This window comes from Acinetobacter sp. ASP199 (genome assembly GCF_022700675.1).
In the GTDB taxonomy this organism is placed as follows: domain Bacteria; phylum Pseudomonadota; class Gammaproteobacteria; order Pseudomonadales; family Moraxellaceae; genus Acinetobacter.
This window is the reverse complement of record NZ_CP062182.1, coordinates 2,720,076-2,740,468: the sequence shown is the minus strand read 5'-3', so window position 1 is coordinate 2,740,468 and position 20,393 is coordinate 2,720,076. Positions and strand designations below refer to the sequence as shown.

Sequence of the window (20,393 nt, the reverse complement as noted above, 5' to 3'; positions counted from 1 at the left end):
GAGTGATGCTAAAAATACTGCTGAAATCTATGGCAATGTTGGTTCTCATGCTGGGCATGGGCATGACATTGCCTGTTTCAGCAGAAACTGCAACCGCGACAGATCAGGAAACTGAAGAGGTCATTGTTGCGCGGGAAGTTTTACAAAGACAAAATCAGACCAGTCCATCTTTATCTACACCTGCTGCTGAAGCTGAGAATGAAGTTGCCCCGTCACAGGTTGCCAATGATATGGCCGAAGGACAGTTGCAGCGCGATTTACCCAGTATGAATGAGCCGGTCATTGATCAGGCCAATTTACTCAGTCCGGCAGAAAAGCAGCAACTCAGTCAGCGTATCCTGAAACTTTATAATGAAGGTAAAGGTCAGATTGGGGTGGTGATTGTGCCGACCACCGGCCAGGAAGACATTTTTAGTTATTCAATGCGCGTGGCAGAAGCCTGGCAACTGGGTTCGGCTAAACGTGATAATGGCTTATTGATGACCATAGCCATTAACGACCGCCGTATTCAGATTTTGACCGGTTATGGTCTGGAGGGTGTACTGCCGGACATCGTGGCAGGACGGATTATTAACGATAAAATCACGCCATATTTTAAACAAGGCCAATATGCTCAGGGGATTGATTCAGGACTGGAGGAAATTGAACGGATTTTAAATCTTGATCCTGAAATTGCCGCCCAAGCCGCGGATGAGCTAAAAGAGCGACACGAACAGGCTTATAAAGCCCAGCAAGCTTCTCAAGCAACTTTTGGTGCCGTGATTTTTATTATCATCGCTGGTGTGGTTGCTTCGATGATTTTCGGTAAAAAGCTCAGTGCTGCAACTGCTGCAGTTGCAGGCACAGCTGCTGGCTTAGTCAATGGCATGGGCTTAATTGCCAGTTTAATGATTGGGATTGGCGTATTTTTTGTATTAATCACTTCACTGGCGCAACTACTTTTGTATGCCTTTGCTTCTGGTGCTGGTCGTGGCGGTGGAGGAAGAGGTGGATTTGGTGGCGGCGGCTTCGGTGGAGGCGGTGGCGGCTTTGGTGGGGGAGGAGCATCAGGCTCATGGTAACAACGACAGATACAACAGAGATTGTCACACAGCCGAAGCTGGAAGAGTATGCACGGCCGAGTTTTAAACGCTGGCTCAAGCATTTCTTTTATATGCCGGCAACCAAGCGTTTTTTCTCCAGGCAGGATCAACATGCGATTGCACTAGCTGTTGAAGAAGCAGAGCATGGGCATGTGGGGGAGATTCAGGTCGTGATAGAAGGCTGTCTGCCTTCACGATCTGCCTATTACCAAGATACCTTATGTCGTGCCCGACAGCTATTTGCTGAACTTGGAGTTTGGGATACTGAATATAATAGTGGCGTGCTTTTGTATTTGAATTTATGTGAACAAAAAGTAGAAATCGTGATTGATCGTGGTGTAAAGCAAGCAACAACCCAAGAAATTTGGGAGCAGATTTGCCAATCAATAGTGAAAGAATTTCAGAATAAAAATTACAGACAAGCTGTCGTAGATGGAATTTTACAAATTGGACAAGTTTTAGATGAATTCTATGATCGGAGATTAAATGATCAAGATAATGAATTAGCGAATCACCCGATTATGCTAGATTAAAAGGCGTTAGATGCTGACAAAAATTGTCACTTAGTTACACAAAATGAAACTTAAAAATTACAAATAAAAAAATATTTTTTTAAAGTGCTGTTTTTTCTCTCAAAATTACTATAATAAAAGTTGGCACGTTAGATGCTAAATATAAATAGCTTTAACAATTAAGCTTATAAATAAACATAAAACATTTGTGGAGAATGTTATGAAATCAGTTCAAAAGGGTTTCACCCTTATCGAATTAATGATCGTTGTTGCGATTATTGGTATTTTGGCTGCGGTTGCACTTCCTGCATACCAAGACTATACAGTTCGTGCAAAAGTTTCTGAAGGTATTTTAGCTGCTTCTTCATGTCGTACTGCGGTGACAGAAGCTGTTGACTCAGGCTCTATTCCTGCTTCAGGTCAAAAATGGGGTTGTGAGCAAGGTACAAAGGGTACAGATAAGACTCTATGGGCAACTAAATATGTGCAGGAAGTTACAGTTTCAAATTCAGGTACTTCAGTTGGGCAGATTCGTGTAACATTATCATCAGATCCATCATTGAAGACAGCTGCAAATACACCAATTTATATGACTCCAACAACAGATGTTGAAGGAGAAACACCTTTAAATATAACTACAGTATCAAACGTTACAACTGATACAGCTACTACAGCATTAATTAAATCATGGTCATGTGGTTTAGTAACTGGTGATGCTGATAAACAAAAATATTTACCAGCTACTTGTCGCTCTGTACAAACCGCTGGTACATATTCTAATTAAAATTTTAAATTAAAAAACTGGCTACGGCCAGTTTTTTAATTTAATGGTTACTATGAAAATTATAATTTCTATTATTTTAGGTATTATATATATATCTTATTTTATAGGTATATCTCCATTCCCATGGACCGCGTCATCACAAGATTTTTTATGGTTTTTAGGCTTAGTTTTATCTCTTGGCTTATTTTATAAAAAAGAAGTTAAACTGCCTAAAATTACTATTCCTATTCTTTGTATATGTCTCATTCCTTTAGTCCAATTTATCTTTGGACAGGTGTATTATTTTTCTACGGCATTTTTGAGTTTTATTTTCATTTTTGCTTTTGTAGCCACTGTTTTATATGGCTATAATAGCCATCACTTGGCTGATAAAAATAAAATTATTCAATATATTGCGTATTTTTTTACGCTTATTGGATTGATCAGTAGTCTATTCGCCATTGCGCAATGGTTGCAAATTTCTCATCCTTATATCTTAAATTTAAGTCATAATCGACCTTATGCAAATTTAGGTCAGCCGAATCATTTGGCAACACTTTTGATGCTGAGTATTTGTAGTGTTGTGTTCTTATATGAACAGCTTAAATACAAATGTTTTATATATATCCCTATACTCTTTTTACAATTTCTTGCACTTGCTTTGACGCAATCTAGAACAACTTGGGTTGTTTTGATTGTACTGCTGTTTATATATCTATTTAAAAAAATTCGTTTCCAAAAAAGAACAACACATTATTTACTATCTTTTTTCTTCTGTTCATATGCGCTAATTTTTATATTTAATGCACAGATCGCACAATATTTTAATTTGGTTATACCTGTACCATTAGAAGATCGTATTAATGGTGGTTTTGCGCGTATTGAAATGTGGAAGCATATGTTCTATGCCATCCAACAACAACCTTGGTTTGGTTATGGATGGTATCAAACCACAATTGCTCAGCTTCAAGGTGTATTGTTGTTTAAAAATGAAGGCAATGCAACAAGTGCACATAATATAGTGATTGATCTTATTTTGTGGGTCGGCATTCCTTTAGGAATCTGTATTTGTGCATATGCTTTATATTTACTCAAAATCATATTCATTCATATACGCAGTTTGCCTGAACTTTATATGTTTATGATGGTGATCTGTATATTGGTGCATGCACAACTGGAATATCCTTTATTTTATAGTTATTTTTTATTCCCTTTAGGATTCTTTCTTGGGGTCTTGTTGATTGATTGTCAGTTAAAATCAATAAAGATTAATGAAAAAATCAAGCAAATTGTTTTTTTGGTCTCTATTAGCTTATATGCTCTAATATTTAGACAATATGATCAATGGTTGACGTATCTTGGTTATGCTGCAGGTATGGAAAATACAAGTGAATCGCAAAAACAAAAATCTTTATTATTTTCGCAATTTGCAGACCGAGCTGAGTTTGTCGTTGCAAAAATTGATCAGCATTATACAAAAGATGAGTTGGGTTTATTTGAGCACTATGTTGTAAGTCAGCCGACCTACTATAATTTATTTAAACTTGCTCAAATATTTTATTATAATGATGAACGTGATAAAGCACAGTATTATTTTCAAGTATCGAATGCTTTGTATAATGAAAACGCATTATTTGAAGATATATCTAAAATTCCTACAAAGAATAGCAATGGTATAGCATCGTTATTTTCAAAAAATAGTTCTGATGTATCAGACGCCATGATGAAGTGATAACTTATGTCTAAACGTTTACGCTTTTTTATTCAACATTTATCCCTGTCATTGCTTATGGCTTTATTGTTATTGGGAGTGGTGTTTTATTTTTGGTATCCCATTCCTTTAGCTAAGGCGGTAGGTGTCACGAGTATCATTTTGATGTTATTTGTGATCGATATCATTATTGGTCCATTATTAGGTTTGTTGGTTTATAAAGAGCATAAAAAAACCTTAAAATTTGATTTAGCTGTCATCATTTTAGTTCAGATTTCAGCATTAATTTACGGTGTGTTTACCCTTGAACAGGGGAGACCAGTATGGATTGTTTATAATGTAGATCGTTTTGAGCTTGTGCGTAAAAATGAGATTATTCAGGAAAATCTGGAAAAAGCAGAACCTCAGTTTAAGCAAGTGTCTTGGTTAAAACCTCAATATGTAATGCTTAAAACTATAAACAGTGCTGAAAAACGACAAGAAGATTTATTCACTGAAGTTTTTGGTGGTGTTTCTCTAGCGCAAATGCCTGATCGTTACATAGCATTTGATAGAAACTTAATTTTAAAAAGTAAAAAAATATTACCTATTAAAAAGTTATATGAATACAATCATGACTCAATCGTAAATAATGTATTGAGTAAAACTAAAAAAGTTTCGGGCTATGTACCTTTAAAAGGATCAAAAATTGATATGACAGTACTACTCGATAGTGAGGGTAAACCCATTAAGATTGTTGATCTTCGTCCTTGGGAATAATTTTCTCTAAAATATAAAAAGCGGATTATCTTTTAATCTGCTTTTTAATTATCATATGCCCAATTCAATCCTTCCGAATTGGTTATGAAAACCATCCTTGCACTTATAGCTGCATTTCTCATCTCCCTTGCATGGCTCAGTCCTGTACACTATCGCCCGTGGGTGACTTATACGGGTGAGCTCTATGCATTTATTGCCTTAATTGCGCTTGCTGCAATCTGTCTAAAAGAAAAACTCAAAATCCCAGCAATGAGTCTGCCATTGCTGTTACTGGCCTGTATCCCTCTCATTCAATTTCTTCTTGGACAGGTTTTTTTCTTTAGTACTGCCATGATGGGCTTTATTTTTGTTTTTAGTTTTTGGCTTGCCAGTGTTTTGGGTTATAACCTTTCAACAGGAAATTATAACCGAGAAGAAACATTTCACTATCTGAGCTATGTATTTTTAGCTTCAGGTACAGTGACAGGTCTCATTGCTCTATGTCAGTGGTCGAATCTAGATGCAGTGTTGCCGGGTATGGTCAATATTAGTGGCACACAGCGCCCATTTGCCAATTTTGCTCAGCCGAATAATATGGCGACTTTTTTAGTTATGGCATTGATGAGCTGTCTTTATTTGTATGAAAAGAAAAAAATCCAGACCAAGTGGCTATTTTTATGTGCGGCAATCATTGTCGTTGGCGTGGCTTTAAGCCAGTCTCGTACTGCATGGGTGGCTGCGATCGCGATTATGTTGTATCTGGCGTTCTACCAATATAAAGGGATCATTCGCCTGAAATGGTATTACAGCACAGCGTGGTTCCTCTTTTTTATTTCCTGCATTGTCGCTTTTCCATTACTCAGTCAATTGGCGACCCAACTTATGGATGCCCAGGTGGTGCAAAGCCGTGATGTTGTCTCCCGTGCTACAGGCGATATGTCACGACTTGCCATCTGGCAGCAAATGCTGGCCGCGATTCAGGCTCAACCATGGTTTGGTTATGGCTGGTATCAAACCAGTGTTGCTTTTGTTTCAATCACTGATACAGTTCAAGGTCCGGTCTGGATTCGTAGCGCACATAATTTTATTATCGATTTCCTGATCTGGAATGGGGTAGTGATTGGTGTCCCATTCTTAGCTTATTTCGGTTACTTGGGCTATCAAATGCAGCGATGGGTGAAATCCCCGGAGTCTGTCATTGGTATATTAATGATTGGTGCCTTTGTCACTCATGCCATGTTTGAGTTCCCACAGCATTATGCCTATTTCTTGTTACCAGTAGGTTTTATTATGGGTACAGTACTGGCGCAACGTTCAGGTGTAGCTAAACAGCTTGTCATGCCATCGTGGCTGATAAAAGCCATCTTTGCAGTTGGTGTTATTTTAATTGCAGTCATTTACCGAGATTATGATACCGCTGTACCAAAACTTGGTCAGAGCATTCGCTATGAACAGCAGCCGGAAAAAATTATCAATGAAAAGCCGATCTTCTTGCTAACTGAATTTAATCATCGTATTGACTGGATCCGGGTAAATCCCTATACCAAGATGAGTCAAGATGAAATCCATCAACATGAAAAATTGGTGGTGAGTTATCCAACCAAATACAACTTGTTAAAATATATTCGTTTACTGGCTTACAATGGTTATGTTGAAGAAGCTCATCATCAGCTCTGGCGTTTAAATACCATTCAAAAAACTGAACTGAACTATGATGAAGTCATTAAAGATATGCCGAAATAGTTTCAACTCAATAAAAAAGCCATCATCATGATGGCTTTTTTATGTCTTTAAGAAATCAAAGCTGGCTTTGAATATAGTTTTCAATACTCACACTTTGAATCAGATCAAGCTGAGTCGTTGTCCAGTCTAAATATTCTTCTTCTTTTTCCAGAATTTCCTGAACCAGATCACGCGTCACATAATCCATTTGAGTTTCGGCCAAAGCCACTGCCTGCTGGATGGTTTCAATATTCTCTTTGACTTTGCGCACATCACATTGCAGAACTTCTTGAGTGTGCTGACCAATATAGAGTTTGCCTAGGTGTTGCAGGTTTGGTAAGCCTTCCAGAAATAGAATCCGCTCAATAATCTTGTCTGCATGCTTCATTTGACGAATCGATTCTTTATACTCGGCAGAACCAAGCTTTTCGATGCCCCAGTCATTAAACATGCGTGAATGCAGGAAATATTGGTTAATTGCAGTCAGGTGGTGATACAACACCTGGTTTAATTGATTAATTACATCACGATTGCCTTTCATCGTATCACTCCGTATAACTTGATGGCCCATTTATAATTATGGGTTTTTATATCAAGTTATCTTAAATCATATAGCTCGGCAATGGCGAGTAATTTATTTAAATAAGCGTAAAACCTCCACAGAGGGAAATGGAGGATATAAGCAACACGACATGAAATGTCGTTTTGCTTTAATCAAAGTCTGTTTTGTTTGAGTGTTGATAGTTAATATAAGTACATGAAAACATTGAAACTGCGTATCAAGGACAGCAAACATTGTAAGGTGCTATCTGAATTGGCATTCGAGGTGAATTGTGTCTGGAATTATGTTAATGACTTAAGTTTTAAACACCTTAAACGGAAAGGCGAATTTCTAAGTGCCTACGATATTGATAAATATACCAAAGGCACATCTAAGCTATGCAATCTACACAGCCAAACTATTCAGGCTGTAAACGAAGAATATGTTACACGTAGAAAACAGTTCAAAAAAGCCAAGTTGAAATGGCGTGTCAGCAATAAAAAATCAGCAAAACGCTCACTTGGCTGGATTCCCTTTAAAAAAGCAGCAATCAAATATGCTGATGGATACGTTCAGTACGGTAAGCATCAGTTCAAATTATGGGATAGTTATGGTTTAAGCCAGTACAAGATTAAAACTGGTTCATTTGTTGAGGATGCACGTGGTCGCTGGTATGTCTGTTTGGTTGTAGATACGCCTAAGCAAAATAAATCCACTGCAACCAAAGCAGTAGGCATTGATCTTGGCTTAAAAGATCTTGCCACCTGTTCAGATGGTACAGTCATTGGGAATCCCCAATACTATCGACAGTATGAGCAACAATTAGGTATTGCTCAACGTGCAAACAAGCAAAAACGTGTACGAGCAATAAATGCCAAGATTGCGAATTGTCGTAAAGATCATTTGCACAAAGCCAGTACCCAACTGGTAAAGGAAAATGCATTGATTGCTGTAGGTAATTTAAGTGCGGAGAAGTTAGTAAAAAACAAAATGGCGAAATCTACTTTGGATGCTGGTTTTGCAGCATTCAGAACAATGCTCAGGTATAAATGCGAGTACGCGGGGGTATTGTTTGAAGAAGTGAATGAAAGTTTCACAACCCAGACTTGTTCGTGCTGTGGTGAGATCACTGCCAGCAGTCCGAAAGGTAGGGCGGGTCTTGGAATAAGAGTATGGGAATGTGAAAACTGTTTAAGTGTCCATCAACGAGACTTAAACAGTGCAAAGAACATACTCGCGCTTGGGCATAAGCGTCTAGCAGTAGAAATCCCCCACCTAGCGAATGCGTTGGTGGTGGGAGGATGTCAATGAACTGCAAATGAAAATCGCAATCAAATACTGTCAAATGAAATCTAAAACAATAAAAACCCGCCAGAGTCGAGGGCGGGGGAGGAGTAATGATCAGAGATCATTGTTTTTATCATTATATTTATAAGGCATATATCTTCAATATGATATTTAGGCTGCCACTGCAAGACGTGCAGCGATCTGGGAAACTTCATCACTGATGATCATACGAGCTTCAGGTGCACAGCGACCACAACACGTGCCCAGGTCCAGCATGTCGCGTACTTCACGATAGCTTTCCGCCCCATTGGCAACAGCTTCTTTAATGTCTTGATCAGTAATGCCACGGCATAGACAAACATACATGTCAGATAACCACAGTGATTAAATAAGATAAGTGATATTATTGATAATTATTATCGTTTGTCAATAAAAATCATTTGAAAATGCGTTCAAAATAATTGGGGATTTAGATAAAAAAATACCACCTGAGCGGAAATCCGAGTGCTGCTCGGATTTCCGCACAAGAACGATTTATAATTTAGAATTAAATATTGCAGGCTGGGGGGGGTAGGGATTTTTATAACTTATTGATTAATAATTACTACACCATCCATTTCAACCAGTGCATCCTTAGGTAGGCTTGCTACACCCAGAGCTGCACGTGCAGGATAAGGCTGGGCAAAGTATTCACCCATAATCTGGTTCACCAGCTGGAAGTGAGAAAGGTCAGTCAGGTAAATATTGAGCTTGGCAATATCTGCCAGAGAGCCGCCAGCTGCTTCACAGACTGCTTTCAAGTTGTCAAATACACGACGAATCTGAGCCTCGATGCCTTCAACCAGTTCCATGCTGTATGGATCTAGACCAATTTGACCTGAAAGATACAAGGTATTGCCAACAAGAATCGCTTGCGAATAAGTGCCGATCGCAGCAGGGGCATTTTCAGTATGGATCACTTGGCGGGACATCAATTTCTCCTTTTATATCAACATGCATCATATTAGATCATTGCTATGAGCAAAAGCATTATCGTTTTAAATGATTAACTCGCCTTCGATGTGGCTTCTGTGATGCTGATTGGCTGGGGCAGACGGATAATTCGTGGGAAACCATAATGCATGCGTAGGTCACGAATCAGTTGGGCAATCTGCTTACGGTTGTGTACGACTACGTTGACATAAGTCTTACCCTCGTAGTTACGTACCGACTCTACCCCGGATTTGGCTTTACGGCATTCATAGATCAATTCGGAAATCTGTTCATCATCCATGGAGAGATCAATACAAAGATAAGCGGTGAAGCTAATATCCTCATTGTCTTCAGAGGTCCATTGTAATGGCATCATATTTTCCGGATGCAGATTTTGTTCGTGTAGCAAGTTATGGCAGCGAGCACGATGAACAATCAGACCACGGCGGGTTAGATGACCTTGAATAGGGTCACCCAGTACCGGATTGCAACAGTGCGCATATTTGACATCTACACCTTCTGTACCCTGAATTAAACGATTTGAGTTAGAGCCGGTCTCTGCATCCTGAGCAAAGATATGATTGGCGACCAATTGAGGTAACAAATCACCAACTGCAATTTGTTCATACAGGCTTTCCTGAGTCGGAATATGCCGCCATTGCAGGATATTATTCCAGTCGGCCTCGGTTAAATCCTGAATAGAACGATTAAATAACTTTAAAGCGCGATTTAAAGCCTGTTCACCGACCATACGCTGCTCGTCAATATCTTGATCACGCAGGATATTTTGAATAGCACGGCGGGCTTTTTGCGTATTAATAAAGCTGAGCCAGTCTGGATTGGGTGAGGCGAGTACATCAGTGATCACTTCAATGACTTGGCCACTACTTAAAGGTGTAGAAAGCGGTTTAGTGTCGCCATTGATTTTAGCACCAACTGCATGGTTACCCAGGAACAGACTGGCAGAATAGGCAAAGTCTACTACGGTTGCCCCTTGAGGTAATTCATGTAGCTGACCGTGAGGCGTATACACCCAGATTTTTTCCTGATGCAGATAATCCAGTAATTCATTAAATGTGGTCTTGGCGCAATCGCCATCCACCAAGACATTCAGATTTTGCATGGAAGCCTGAATTGCAGAACGGCAGGCTTGAGGTGCATTTTCACCCAGTACTACACCGAAACGTGCTGCTTTACGCATCAGTTCAGTTTGGATTGTCAGGGAAAGAGTGGTTTTTTCACCCTTGATACGCATACTGAGAGACTGGTTACCACCGGGTAATGGGCGGCGGATATGGTCGGCAAAGCTTAAAACCTGGAAGCTCTCTTCCAAGAGTTCGGCAAAGCGGTCACAGTCAGCAATGCTTTGCAAAATGATTTCAAAGGCATGGCTATGGGTGAGTTCCTGTAAATTAATATCATTCTTAACGAAGTGACGTAGCAACTCGATATTGTTATTTTTCTTCTTGATTCGGCCCTGGATATTATATTGATTGAGTAATTCATTCAGTTTTCTTTCCCAGATCGCCTGATATTCACAGCGTTTGGATTTGGTTTGCTGTAAGGCAGTCTGGATATTATTGTACATGTCCAGATCCAGGTTCTGGTAGCAGAGATGTTCCAGATTGTCAGCCATCTCATTCATACCGACCAAACGGGCCATGGGTACAAAAATTTCAAAAGTTTCTTTGGCAATACGTGCACGTTTATCTGGACGTAAGGCATCTAAAGTAGTCATGTTGTGATAACGGTCTGCCAGTTTCACAATAATGACACGTGGATCCTGTAAGGTGGCCTGCAGAATTTTCCGGAAAGAGGCGGCTTTATTGTATTCCTTATCACTGGATTGGCTCAGCTTAGTGACGCCATCCACCAGTTCAGCCACAGTCTTGCCGAATTTTTCAGTAATGTCGTCCTTATTGAAATCTGTATCTTCAATTACATCATGGAGTAGGGCGGCCATCAGGGTTTCAGCATCTAAACGCATATGCGCCAAAATACTGCTTACCGCAATCGGATGCAGGATATAAGGTTCGCCACTTTTACGCGTGATTCCATCATGGGCAATATCCGCATAATCACAGGCGGCAAGCACACGCTCGACTTCACTGGCACTCAAATAAGCGTCGATGATGATATTAAGCTGTTGCTTGGCTTGACTGACCTGTGGGCCTGGCATAAAACACCTTTAAAACTAAATTCTTTACGAAAATACGCGAATACTTTAATGAAAAGCAAATCGCAAAGTTTGTCAATTTATTCCGTTTATACTCACAGAAAAACCGCATAAACTTGATGACTCGACCTTATGTTATAACCGTTCTAGAAAGAATATAAAAGTCACAAAACAAAAAAAGCCTAGTTGAAAACTAGGCTTTTTATAGGAAGGATTTCTTATTGGAAAGAAAAACCGTCCAGATTCAGGTTATTTGCTGAAAGTGCAAGGTCTAGACTAGAAGTTTGATAGTCTTGATCACGTTGTTTCAGGATGTCTTTAGATACATGACCTACTGCAATTTCACGTAGAGCAACAACGGTTGGCTTGTCATTGTCCCATTCTACAGTTGGTTCAATGCCTTGACGTGCCAATTGACGCGCGCGTTTGCTTGCCACTAGTACAAGCTCAAAGCGGTTGTCTACATGGTCTAAACAATCTTCAACGGTTACGCGTGCCATAAGAATTCTCGTTTGAGTAATATTTTAACAGACTGCGAAGTATAAAAGGCTTTGCCTGTAGACTCAAGTTTTAATCACTCTTCGCTTGGAGTAATTAAGGCTTGAATCAGTTTTTCATGACGGTTGGCTTGCTGTGATAACACCAGACGATTGGCAATGATGACAGATTCCAGATCATGCAGTGCTTTATTAAAGTCATCATTGATAATGACATAATCAAAGTTTACATATTGCTGCATATCTTCTACCGCACAGCCTAAACGATGCTCAATCACTTCAACAGAGTCTGTACCACGGTTAGACAGGCGTTGACGCAAGTCAAACTGGCTTGGCGGTAAAATGAAAATTTGTTTAGATTCAGGAAATAAGCGACGGACCTGTTGTGCACCCTGCCAGTCAATCTCAAGAAGAACATCATGCCCTTTAGCCAATTGTTCTTTTACAGTAGCTTGTGCAGTACCGTAATAGTTACCAAAGACTTCAGCATATTCAATGAAACCGCCTTCATTGACCAGATTAAGGAAATCTTCTTTGGTAGAGAAGTGATAGTGAACACCATCGAGTTCGCCAGGTCGTTGACAGCGTGTCGTATGAGAAACAGAAACATGAAGATTGTTGACACGTTCAAGTAATGCTTTAACGAGGGATGTTTTGCCTGTTCCAGACGCAGCAGAAACGACAAACAAGAGACCCGACATGATATTTTTCCTGATATGATAAAATATCTTCTCTATTTTAGAGTAGAGCGGCTTTAAACTAAATAGTTGTACGTCGATTGTTTTACATTTATTTCAATTGTTGCAGTATGAATTGAGTGAGTATTGAGGATTCTATGGAAATTGTTTTAGCCAACCCGCGTGGTTTCTGTGCCGGTGTGGATCGTGCCATTGCGATCGTGAATCGGGCCTTAGAATGTTTCAATCCACCGATTTATGTGCGTCATGAAGTTGTACACAATAAATTTGTGGTAGATGACTTACGCCAGCGCGGTGCGATTTTTGTTGATGAACTAGATGAAGTGCCAGATGACAATATTGTAATTTTTAGTGCCCATGGCGTATCTAAGGCTGTTCAACAAGAAGCAGAACGCCGTGGTCTAAAGGTCTTTGATGCCACTTGCCCATTAGTGACGAAGGTACATATTGAAGTGACCAAGTATGCCCGTGAAGGCATTGAAGCGATTCTGATAGGTCATGAAGGTCACCCTGAAGTTGAAGGAACCATGGGACAATATGACCGAAAAAATGGCGGGGATATTTACCTGGTTGAAGATGAAGATGATGTTGCTGCATTAACAGTGCGTAATCCAGATAAGGTAGCATTTGTGACTCAAACCACTTTATCAATTGATGATACTGCGAAAGTGATTGACGCATTGCGTCAGAAATTTCCACTGATTCAAGGGCCACGTAAAGATGATATTTGCTATGCCACTCAAAACCGTCAGGATGCTGTACGTGATTTAGCTGATCGTTGTGATGTCGTGTTGGTAGTAGGATCTCCAAACTCATCAAATTCAAACCGCTTACGTGAACTCGCTGAGCGCATGGGTAAAGCGGCATATTTAGTGGATAATGCAGATGAGCTAAAGCAGGATTGGTTTGCAGGTAAGTCTCAAATTGGTGTAACTGCTGGAGCTTCCGCACCAGAAATCTTAATTAAACAGGTCATTCAACGTTTGCAAGATTGGGGTGCACAAGCGCCGCAGGAGTTGAAGGGGCGAGAAGAGAACATCACATTTAGCCTGCCAAAAGAATTACGTATTTCAGTTATTCAAGCCTGAAATGTAACAGGCTGATCCGCTATTTTATAATTTTAGACAGATAACTGCTTTTTGCAGTTATCTGTTTTTTTATGCCATTTATCTCTATGTGTATGGGGTTCGTAAGCTAATTAGATACTATTTTTAATGAGGTAGAGTTTTGTTACCTTGGGAAAAGTATGTAGAAAAAGAATGGATTTACGTTAATTGAGCTCATGGTAACAATTGCGATATTGGCAATTGTGGCAATGATAGCTGCTCCTTCTTTTGGGTAGATGATTGAACGTCAAAAAATAAAAAATACAGAAGATTTGATTAATGTCATTGAGCAAGCTAGAGCTAAGTCCGTTTTGAAGTAAAAGAAGTAAATTAAATTTAAACTCTACTACAACAAATACGAACTCAGTGATGAATTAGAAGGTATCTGATCCTGTCCGACTCAAGATACCCGTCAATAATCAAATAAAATTTACTACTCAAGGTCTTTTTCAGAAAAGTTTTACAGAAATAGAGTTATGTCTGAAAACCGGTGCTAGTGAATCTAAAAAAATTACTTCGGATAAATTTGGAAAAGTTGAAAAACAATAACAGGATCTTGCACATGAATAATAATCAAAAAGGTGTAGGTTTAATCGAGGTATTAGTCTCCTTACTGGTGCTGGCAATCGGTGTATTAGGTTTTGTCGTATTGCAGGCCCGAGCTGTTGAAGCTACAGGTGAAAGTGCACAGCGTATTCAAGCTATAAATATTGCAAGAGATGTGACTGAGCGTATCCGGGCAAATCGTGGTGGTTGGGCAAGTTATAAAACGCAATTGGCCTCAACTGCAAAACAAAGAGATGGTTCTGTTAATTGTACTAATACGACCAATTGTAGCGCAGCAGATTTAGCAGATTACGATGCTCGTGAATTAGAGCAATATGCCAGTTCTTTGGGGATGAATCTGGCTCTATTAGAGTGTCCAAAAACAGGAACGACAGATAGTGGACGTCACTGTTTATTTATTGCATGGAATAATACTTCAGCGACCGATAATTCGAGTGATAGTGATACGGCTTGTACTAAAGGTATTACTTATCAATCTAAATCAACCTGTTTAATCATGGAGGTTTATTAGTGAAACCTACAGGATTTACACTCATTGAATTAATAGTCAGCATTGCCCTTGGGCTTATTGTGGTTGCCACAGCTTTAATGCTGTTTTTAAGTGGTCAACGCAATATTAATTTGCAAAATGCAGCAACAACTATTCAAGAAGATCAAAATTTTGGTTTGTCTTATATTGCAAGGCAAATTCGTATGGCAAATTTGAATAGTTCTCAAGCTATTGTAAATAATACAATAGCTCAATCAGGGATTGTGTTTAGCTCAAGCAATTTAAGTAGTTTTATTTCTGGTTTTACTCACACTTATGCTTCTAGGGCTGATGCCATCAGCAGTAATGTTCAGACCCGAACGGGAAATGCGGCATTTGCAGATGCTACAAGTGATCAGCTGGTCATTCAATACCGCCCTGCTGAAAGTGGTGGATATGACTGTGAAGGGAATGTCATTAATAATAAAAATATCTATATCGTGGAACGCTATTTTGTGCGTCTCGACGCGAACACAGAGTCACATGAAACAAATAATGAATTAAAAAAATCCTTAGCTTGTGCTGCAAGTCGTTATGCCTCAGATATAAGTGCATCTACCGCATTGGCAGCTGCTGGAGCCGGTATTTATGGCAATGGTCAAATCATTTTAAAACGTGTGGATCTGTTTAAGGTGAGCTTTTTAGTGGATGCCTCAACTGCAACCACGACTAATTTAAGATATATGACTTTGGGTCAATATAATGATTTAGCAGGAATTAAACCAAGAATAGTAGCAGTGCAGTTAGGTATTATTTCTCGTTCAACACAGCCTGCAAATGATGCTGCTGTGATTGTAGCGGAGCAGCAATTTAGATTAATGGGGTTCGATGTCAAAGTAAAAACAAACCAACCTGCCAAATATGCACGAGCACCAATCATGCAAACAGTCGCATTACGTAATGCCTTGGGAGATCGTTAATGAATAAGATTGAACGAGGGTCTACATTAATCGTGGTTCTGGTTATTTTGGTAGCCATTACTATCATGGGTAGTTTAGCCATCCGTTCCAGTATCACTTCTTTAAAAGTGGTCACCATGGGGCAAGCACAACAACTTATGATGCAAAACTCAGATGCTGCGCTTTTTCAAGTCGAAAATCCGGATCGATTAGATCGAAATATGGCGATTAATGGCATGTTTGGTTATATCAAAGGTGAAGATAACATCGGTAAAGAATTGGTATTTTGTTATAGGGCATCTGAATCAGAATTTTTTAAGTTAAGCCGAGCAAGTTTAATTGCTTGGAATGGGAACACTGTAAGTAATTCAGAGCTGGGATCAGCAGGTTTCTGCCGAATTGAAGATAGTTATTTTAGTACAAATCGTAAAACGGTAATAACGCAAGTAGCGATTAAAGCGGCAGATATGACTGAAGCAGAAGCATTTGCGTATATGCAAAAAGGAACTGATCCTGATGGTTCCAAAATTGATCCGGCTCAATCGTATACTGTTCATGCAACAACAATATTTCCTGCATTAGCACCATCTACAGTGACCAATGCCTCTATCGATAATTGCTTTAAGCAACATTTTAATAGCATTCCTGCTACGAAAGTAGCTGAAGTTGATCTCGAATTAACGAATGAAAAAGCCAAGCCAGCAACAGGGGCTGGTGCTCAGAATCCAACTACTATATCAAATTTAGAATTAGCCAAAAAAACAGTCTCAGCATGTTTGTCTAACTTAGGTGTGCCAACGCATACACAAGTGGCAACTTATGCACTTTTACAGCATTTGGCAAAATAATACTGAGGGTAAGAAGTTGAATAAAATTAAAAATAGTACATTTTTTACAATCTCCGCATTCAGTGCTGCATTAGTTTGTCAGACGGCAACTACGTATGCCAGTGATATTGAAATTTACAAGGCTCCGACTACAGGTGGATCGACCTTGACGTTGATTTTAGATTTATCAAGCTCAATGCACCAAGGCAAACTTACAAGTAGTTCAACTGATCAAACGCCAGTAAATAAGGACTTTTTTGGGGGGATAAGTTGTACAGTCTTCACGCGATCAACTGGAGATACCAGCTCATTTGAGATATTTACAACATTAAATGGTGTCACAAAAAGTTTTCAGGGCAGATATTGCTTTATTGAAGATAAGCAGAAATATAAAGCAAATGGAACTGTAATAAGTGGTACGCGCGAAGGGGTTTATAAGGATATTACTTCTACCAAGGATAGAAATGCTATTTCAAATGGCTGTATTTCAAGGGGTTTTACAGAGGTAATTAGCGGCTCGACAGATATAAAGAAGGGGACTCGATACTATTGTCCGGATCGTCTGACAACATTAAAGAAAAGCTTATTTGAACTTATAGCAGGTAATTCTAAGATTATAGTACCTGTTGGTGATCCAGTTTTAACTACGGTAGGTGCGTTACCCGATACAACAACGCTTGGAATTACTACATTTAATGCAAGTATTACAGATAGAGGATTTTTTTCATTAAGCACCGATAGAGTAGCGTTATTAGAGGTTATCAAGGATCTTAGTGCTGGATCAGGGACTGCGATATCTAATGCTATGGCATCAGGAGCTCGACAACTTTCTAACTATATTGATACTGTTCAGCAAGCTTGCGCAGGGTATGGACTCTATTTCTTAACTGATGGTGAACCATATAATGATAATAGACAAACAGCTAAAGCGACTTTTGCAAGTATTGTTAAAAATAAATCAGCTCAGGATACTGTTCCCTCAATAACCTCTAGATGTTCCAATGGTACAACCATGGATAATAGTGATGATCGATTAAGATCTTGGGAATGTACAACAGAGATGGCTAGCATTTTAAATCAAGGCTATACCTTAAAAGGAGTTCAAGTTAAAACAGCTGTTGTAGGTTTTGGTAATGAGTTTAGATTTGCTGATAGTGCTGGGGATAGGATTGTTTATTTAACAACGAATCCGAATAATCCTGAAGATAGGGGACATCCTGGCACATACTATACTGATACTATCCTGGCTGGATTATTTAATGGAACCAATAATCGGGTATTACAAGCTGCAAAAGCATCAGTGCGAGGCGGAGGCGGTTGGTATAGTCCAGATAATGCACAAGAAATTACTGACAGTGTTCAAGAGTTTGTAAGATTAATTAAGGTTTCTATTCCGGCAATTACTACAGGAACTGCGACGATCCCGCAGGATAGTTTGAATGCGGTCGCAATTCAGCCATTTGCATATTTTCCACAATTTCAACCAAAACCCTCTGAAGACTACCAGCTTTGGGGAGGTAACTTAAAAAAATATAAAGTGCTTAATGCAGTGTTAAAAGATAAAGATGATGCGAATGCTTTTGGTACGGCATCAGGAACTTTAAACACCGCAGCAAAAGATCTATGGGTAAAAGGTCTGGCTACGGATTCTGAGCTGAATAATATTGGTGGAATATTAGGTAAATTAAACCTTAAAGCAACATCTGCAGTCTTTAATCGAAAAGTATTGACCAATGCTGGAACCACTCTAAGCACAGTCGATGAAACTTATATCAAAGGAGACCTTGCGTCTCGTAAATATTTACTTGGGTTGCTTGGTTACGATTTAACAGAAGCTCAACTCAATGCATTAACAGCAACGTCGAATTTAACTTCATTAAGTCCCGACAAGACGCTTAGAAATATGGGTGCTGTTATGCATTCAACACCTGTACTGCTTACACAAGCAGGTAAAGTTGAATATATAGATGAAACTGCTAATGGCATTACGACCTCAAAAATAAGTACCGCAACACGTGATGACTATTTGTTATTTGGAACTACGCAAGGTGTTCTGCATGTAGTTAAGGTGGGAGCAGAAAGTGATACTACGGCAAATTATACTGGTGGTCATGAAGTTTTTGCTTTCGTCCCACAGGAAATCCTAGCTAACCAACCAAGAGCTTTTTTAAATGAAACTGAGTCTGGTTCAAATGGTATGAATCAACTTTATTATGGTGTGGATGGACAGTGGGTTGCGCATACAGAATATGTATACAACAGTACATCAGATAAATTTCTTGTTAAAGATGGAGCTAAATTAGGTAAGCAGTGGGTCTACGGTGGCATGCGTATGGGTGGGCGTAGTTATTACGCGCTAGACCTGACTGATATGTCTAGTCCAGCTATCAAATTTAGAATTGATCCCGCAACATCCAAAGTTTATAGCCCGGCAGTAACTGCTGGTGAATATTCATATTCTCATTTGAGTAAAATGGGGGAGAGTTGGTCAAAACCAGTTATTGCTAATGTGCAGTGGCAAGGTAAACGGCGGTTAGTTATGTTTGTGGGTGGTGGATACGACCGAACAGGGGGCACAGATGGTAAAGGTTATGAAACATTTAATTATGTTCAGACCAACGGGCTCGGCGCGGGTGTATTTATGTTTGATGCCCATACTGGTGAGCCACTTTGGTCAACTTATGAGGCAATTGATTCAAGTAAGCCTTCTACGTCTCCATATAAGGGGGATGGTAACGAAATCAAATATAGTATCGTTAGCCAAATCAAAGCCATTGATCGTGAGGGTGATGGAGATGTTGATCATTTGTATTTTGGTGATTTAGGTGGGCAAGTCTTTAGGATTGATCTTAATAGTGCTCATTCACCTTTAACGATTAGTTCTACAGCTACTGAGACCCAAAAAAACGCTGCTATTAATAGTTCTAAAGCGAGCTTTGCGAAAAATATTGTGCGCTTGCTAGAGATAAAGCAGGCGAATGGCCTTAGTCCGCGTTTTTATGAGGCTCCAGGTTTTAGTATCTACCTAGGAACAAATGGTAATTTTGCGGTTGTCAGTATTGGTTCAGGAAATAGAAGTAATCCACTTCTAGGAAAACAGGATAATAGTGCATATATAGTGCCAGGAGAAACCGCTGCAACTAATTCAGCGATGATTAATGACGCTGTTTATAATTTGTTTGATGTGGATGTTGTAAAAAAAGATCCTATGACTTTTACCTTACAAGATGCAAACTTAAGTAATTTAGCTGTGGTTACTGATGAAAATAGAGAATTAGGTGTAACACCAGCTGCTACAGCAGCCGAACCTAATCCTTTACCAGCGCGTAAGCTTGATTTTACGGGGAAAAAGGGCTGGTACTATGCCTTTACATCTTCTACAGGGCGTAAAGCGGTAGAAAAAGCTCAAGGTGATGTGATAGTTATTGATCATGATTTATATGTTTCAACATTTGATGCAGAAGCTGTAGGAAGCACAGAAGCTTGTGGGGCTGGTATTTATGGCGCTAGTAAGGCACACCGTTTTTGTATGCCTTACGGACAATGTCCACATGGTGATACTGCAGCAAACAATAAACTGACCTTAGGCAATGGATTGTTAGGGATAACGCTTGGCGGAGGTACAGATGGGAATCCTAATTCAAGAAGTATTGTTGCTCCTTTAAGTAATCGAACAACATCTGCCAATAATAAAATCTTAGGAGTTATGTATAGGAGTAGTTTGAAATTAACACCACTTAGTTGGTATGAGAAGAACTAAGGGGGG

At 39.4% G+C, this 20,393-nt stretch carries 18 protein-coding genes; 12 read left to right on the top strand and 6 right to left on the bottom strand.

Going from position 1 to position 20,393, the window contains the following annotated elements:
• Positions 1-5: 5 nt before the first annotated feature.
• The 6 genes from IHE35_RS13175 (at position 6) to IHE35_RS13150 (ending at position 6,549) form a co-directional block, all read left to right on the top strand.
• A complete protein-coding gene (locus IHE35_RS13175; RefSeq protein ID WP_242788016.1) occupies positions 6-1,061 on the top strand; it encodes a TPM domain-containing protein in 1,056 nt (351 codons plus the stop codon).
• Positions 1,055-1,615, top strand: a complete 561-nt coding sequence (locus IHE35_RS13170) for a TPM domain-containing protein (protein ID WP_242788014.1) — start codon at positions 1,055-1,057, stop codon at positions 1,613-1,615. The genes IHE35_RS13175 and IHE35_RS13170 overlap by 7 nt, the downstream gene beginning before the upstream one ends.
• A gap of 199 nt (positions 1,616-1,814) precedes the next feature.
• Positions 1,815-2,378 carry a pilin gene (locus IHE35_RS13165; protein ID WP_242788012.1) on the top strand — a complete coding sequence of 188 codons (564 nt, stop codon included), beginning with the start codon at positions 1,815-1,817 and terminating at the stop codon, positions 2,376-2,378.
• Positions 2,379-2,430: 52 nt separating this feature from the next.
• Positions 2,431-4,089 carry an O-antigen ligase family protein gene (locus IHE35_RS13160; RefSeq protein ID WP_242788010.1) on the top strand — a complete coding sequence of 553 codons (1,659 nt, stop codon included), beginning with the start codon at positions 2,431-2,433 and terminating at the stop codon, positions 4,087-4,089.
• Positions 4,090-4,095: 6 nt separating this feature from the next.
• Positions 4,096-4,827, top strand: a complete 732-nt coding sequence (gene tfpZ / locus IHE35_RS13155; RefSeq protein WP_242788008.1) for a TfpX/TfpZ family type IV pilin accessory protein — start codon at positions 4,096-4,098, stop codon at positions 4,825-4,827.
• Positions 4,828-4,911: 84 nt separating this feature from the next.
• Positions 4,912-6,549, top strand: a complete 1,638-nt coding sequence (locus IHE35_RS13150; RefSeq protein WP_242788006.1) for an O-antigen ligase family protein — start codon at positions 4,912-4,914, stop codon at positions 6,547-6,549.
• 55 nt (positions 6,550-6,604) lie between these two features.
• On the opposite strand, the gene bfr is transcribed toward IHE35_RS13150, so the two are convergent.
• Entirely contained in the window at positions 6,605-7,069 is a 465-nt protein-coding gene (bfr, locus tag IHE35_RS13145; protein ID WP_005233605.1) for a bacterioferritin, read from the bottom strand.
• Between the two features lie 216 nt (positions 7,070-7,285).
• Between bfr and IHE35_RS13140 the strand changes: the two genes are divergently transcribed.
• On the top strand, positions 7,286-8,380 hold the full coding sequence (locus IHE35_RS13140) for a transposase (protein ID WP_242788004.1): 1,095 nt from the start codon (positions 7,286-7,288) through the stop codon (positions 8,378-8,380).
• Between the two features lie 147 nt (positions 8,381-8,527).
• On the opposite strand, the gene IHE35_RS13135 is transcribed toward IHE35_RS13140, so the two are convergent.
• From IHE35_RS13135 to gmk, 5 genes are all read right to left on the bottom strand, one after another.
• Positions 8,528-8,722 (bottom strand): bacterioferritin-associated ferredoxin, encoded by a 195-nt coding sequence (locus IHE35_RS13135; RefSeq protein WP_242788003.1) that lies wholly within the window; start codon positions 8,720-8,722, stop codon positions 8,528-8,530.
• Between the two features lie 221 nt (positions 8,723-8,943).
• The gene (locus tag IHE35_RS13130; protein WP_005223441.1) at positions 8,944-9,327 is read right to left on the bottom strand and encodes a RidA family protein; all 384 of its coding nucleotides are present in this window, start codon (positions 9,325-9,327) and stop codon (positions 8,944-8,946) included.
• 74 nt (positions 9,328-9,401) lie between these two features.
• Positions 9,402-11,507 (bottom strand): HD domain-containing protein, encoded by a 2,106-nt coding sequence (locus IHE35_RS13125; protein WP_242788002.1) that lies wholly within the window; start codon positions 11,505-11,507, stop codon positions 9,402-9,404.
• Between the two features lie 215 nt (positions 11,508-11,722).
• Positions 11,723-12,004, bottom strand: coding sequence for a DNA-directed RNA polymerase subunit omega (rpoZ, locus tag IHE35_RS13120; RefSeq protein WP_004896248.1), 282 nt, complete (start codon positions 12,002-12,004; stop codon positions 11,723-11,725).
• A gap of 74 nt (positions 12,005-12,078) precedes the next feature.
• The gene (gmk, locus tag IHE35_RS13115; RefSeq protein WP_242788001.1) at positions 12,079-12,702 is read right to left on the bottom strand and encodes a guanylate kinase; all 624 of its coding nucleotides are present in this window, start codon (positions 12,700-12,702) and stop codon (positions 12,079-12,081) included.
• A gap of 134 nt (positions 12,703-12,836) precedes the next feature.
• Here gmk and ispH point away from each other — a divergent pair, with 134 nt between their 5' ends.
• The 5 genes from ispH to IHE35_RS13090 all read left to right on the top strand — a co-directional run bounded on the left by ispH (position 12,837) and on the right by IHE35_RS13090 (position 20,387).
• Positions 12,837-13,787: a 4-hydroxy-3-methylbut-2-enyl diphosphate reductase gene (ispH, locus tag IHE35_RS13110; RefSeq protein WP_242788000.1), complete on the top strand. Its 951-nt coding sequence runs from the start codon at positions 12,837-12,839 to the stop codon at positions 13,785-13,787.
• 580 nt (positions 13,788-14,367) lie between these two features.
• Entirely contained in the window at positions 14,368-14,883 is a 516-nt protein-coding gene (gene pilV / locus IHE35_RS13105) for a type IV pilus modification protein PilV (protein ID WP_242787999.1), read from the top strand.
• On the top strand, positions 14,883-15,821 hold the full coding sequence (locus tag IHE35_RS13100; protein ID WP_242787998.1) for a PilW family protein: 939 nt from the start codon (positions 14,883-14,885) through the stop codon (positions 15,819-15,821). Before pilV ends, IHE35_RS13100 begins: the two co-directional genes overlap by 1 nt.
• A complete protein-coding gene (locus IHE35_RS13095; protein WP_242787995.1) occupies positions 15,821-16,648 on the top strand; it encodes a pilus assembly PilX N-terminal domain-containing protein in 828 nt (275 codons plus the stop codon). The genes IHE35_RS13100 and IHE35_RS13095 overlap by 1 nt, the downstream gene beginning before the upstream one ends.
• Complete coding sequence (locus IHE35_RS13090) at positions 16,620-20,387, top strand: PilC/PilY family type IV pilus protein (protein WP_242787993.1); 3,768 nt, start codon at positions 16,620-16,622, stop codon at positions 20,385-20,387. Before IHE35_RS13095 ends, IHE35_RS13090 begins: the two co-directional genes overlap by 29 nt.
• Positions 20,388-20,393: the final 6 nt, after the last annotated feature.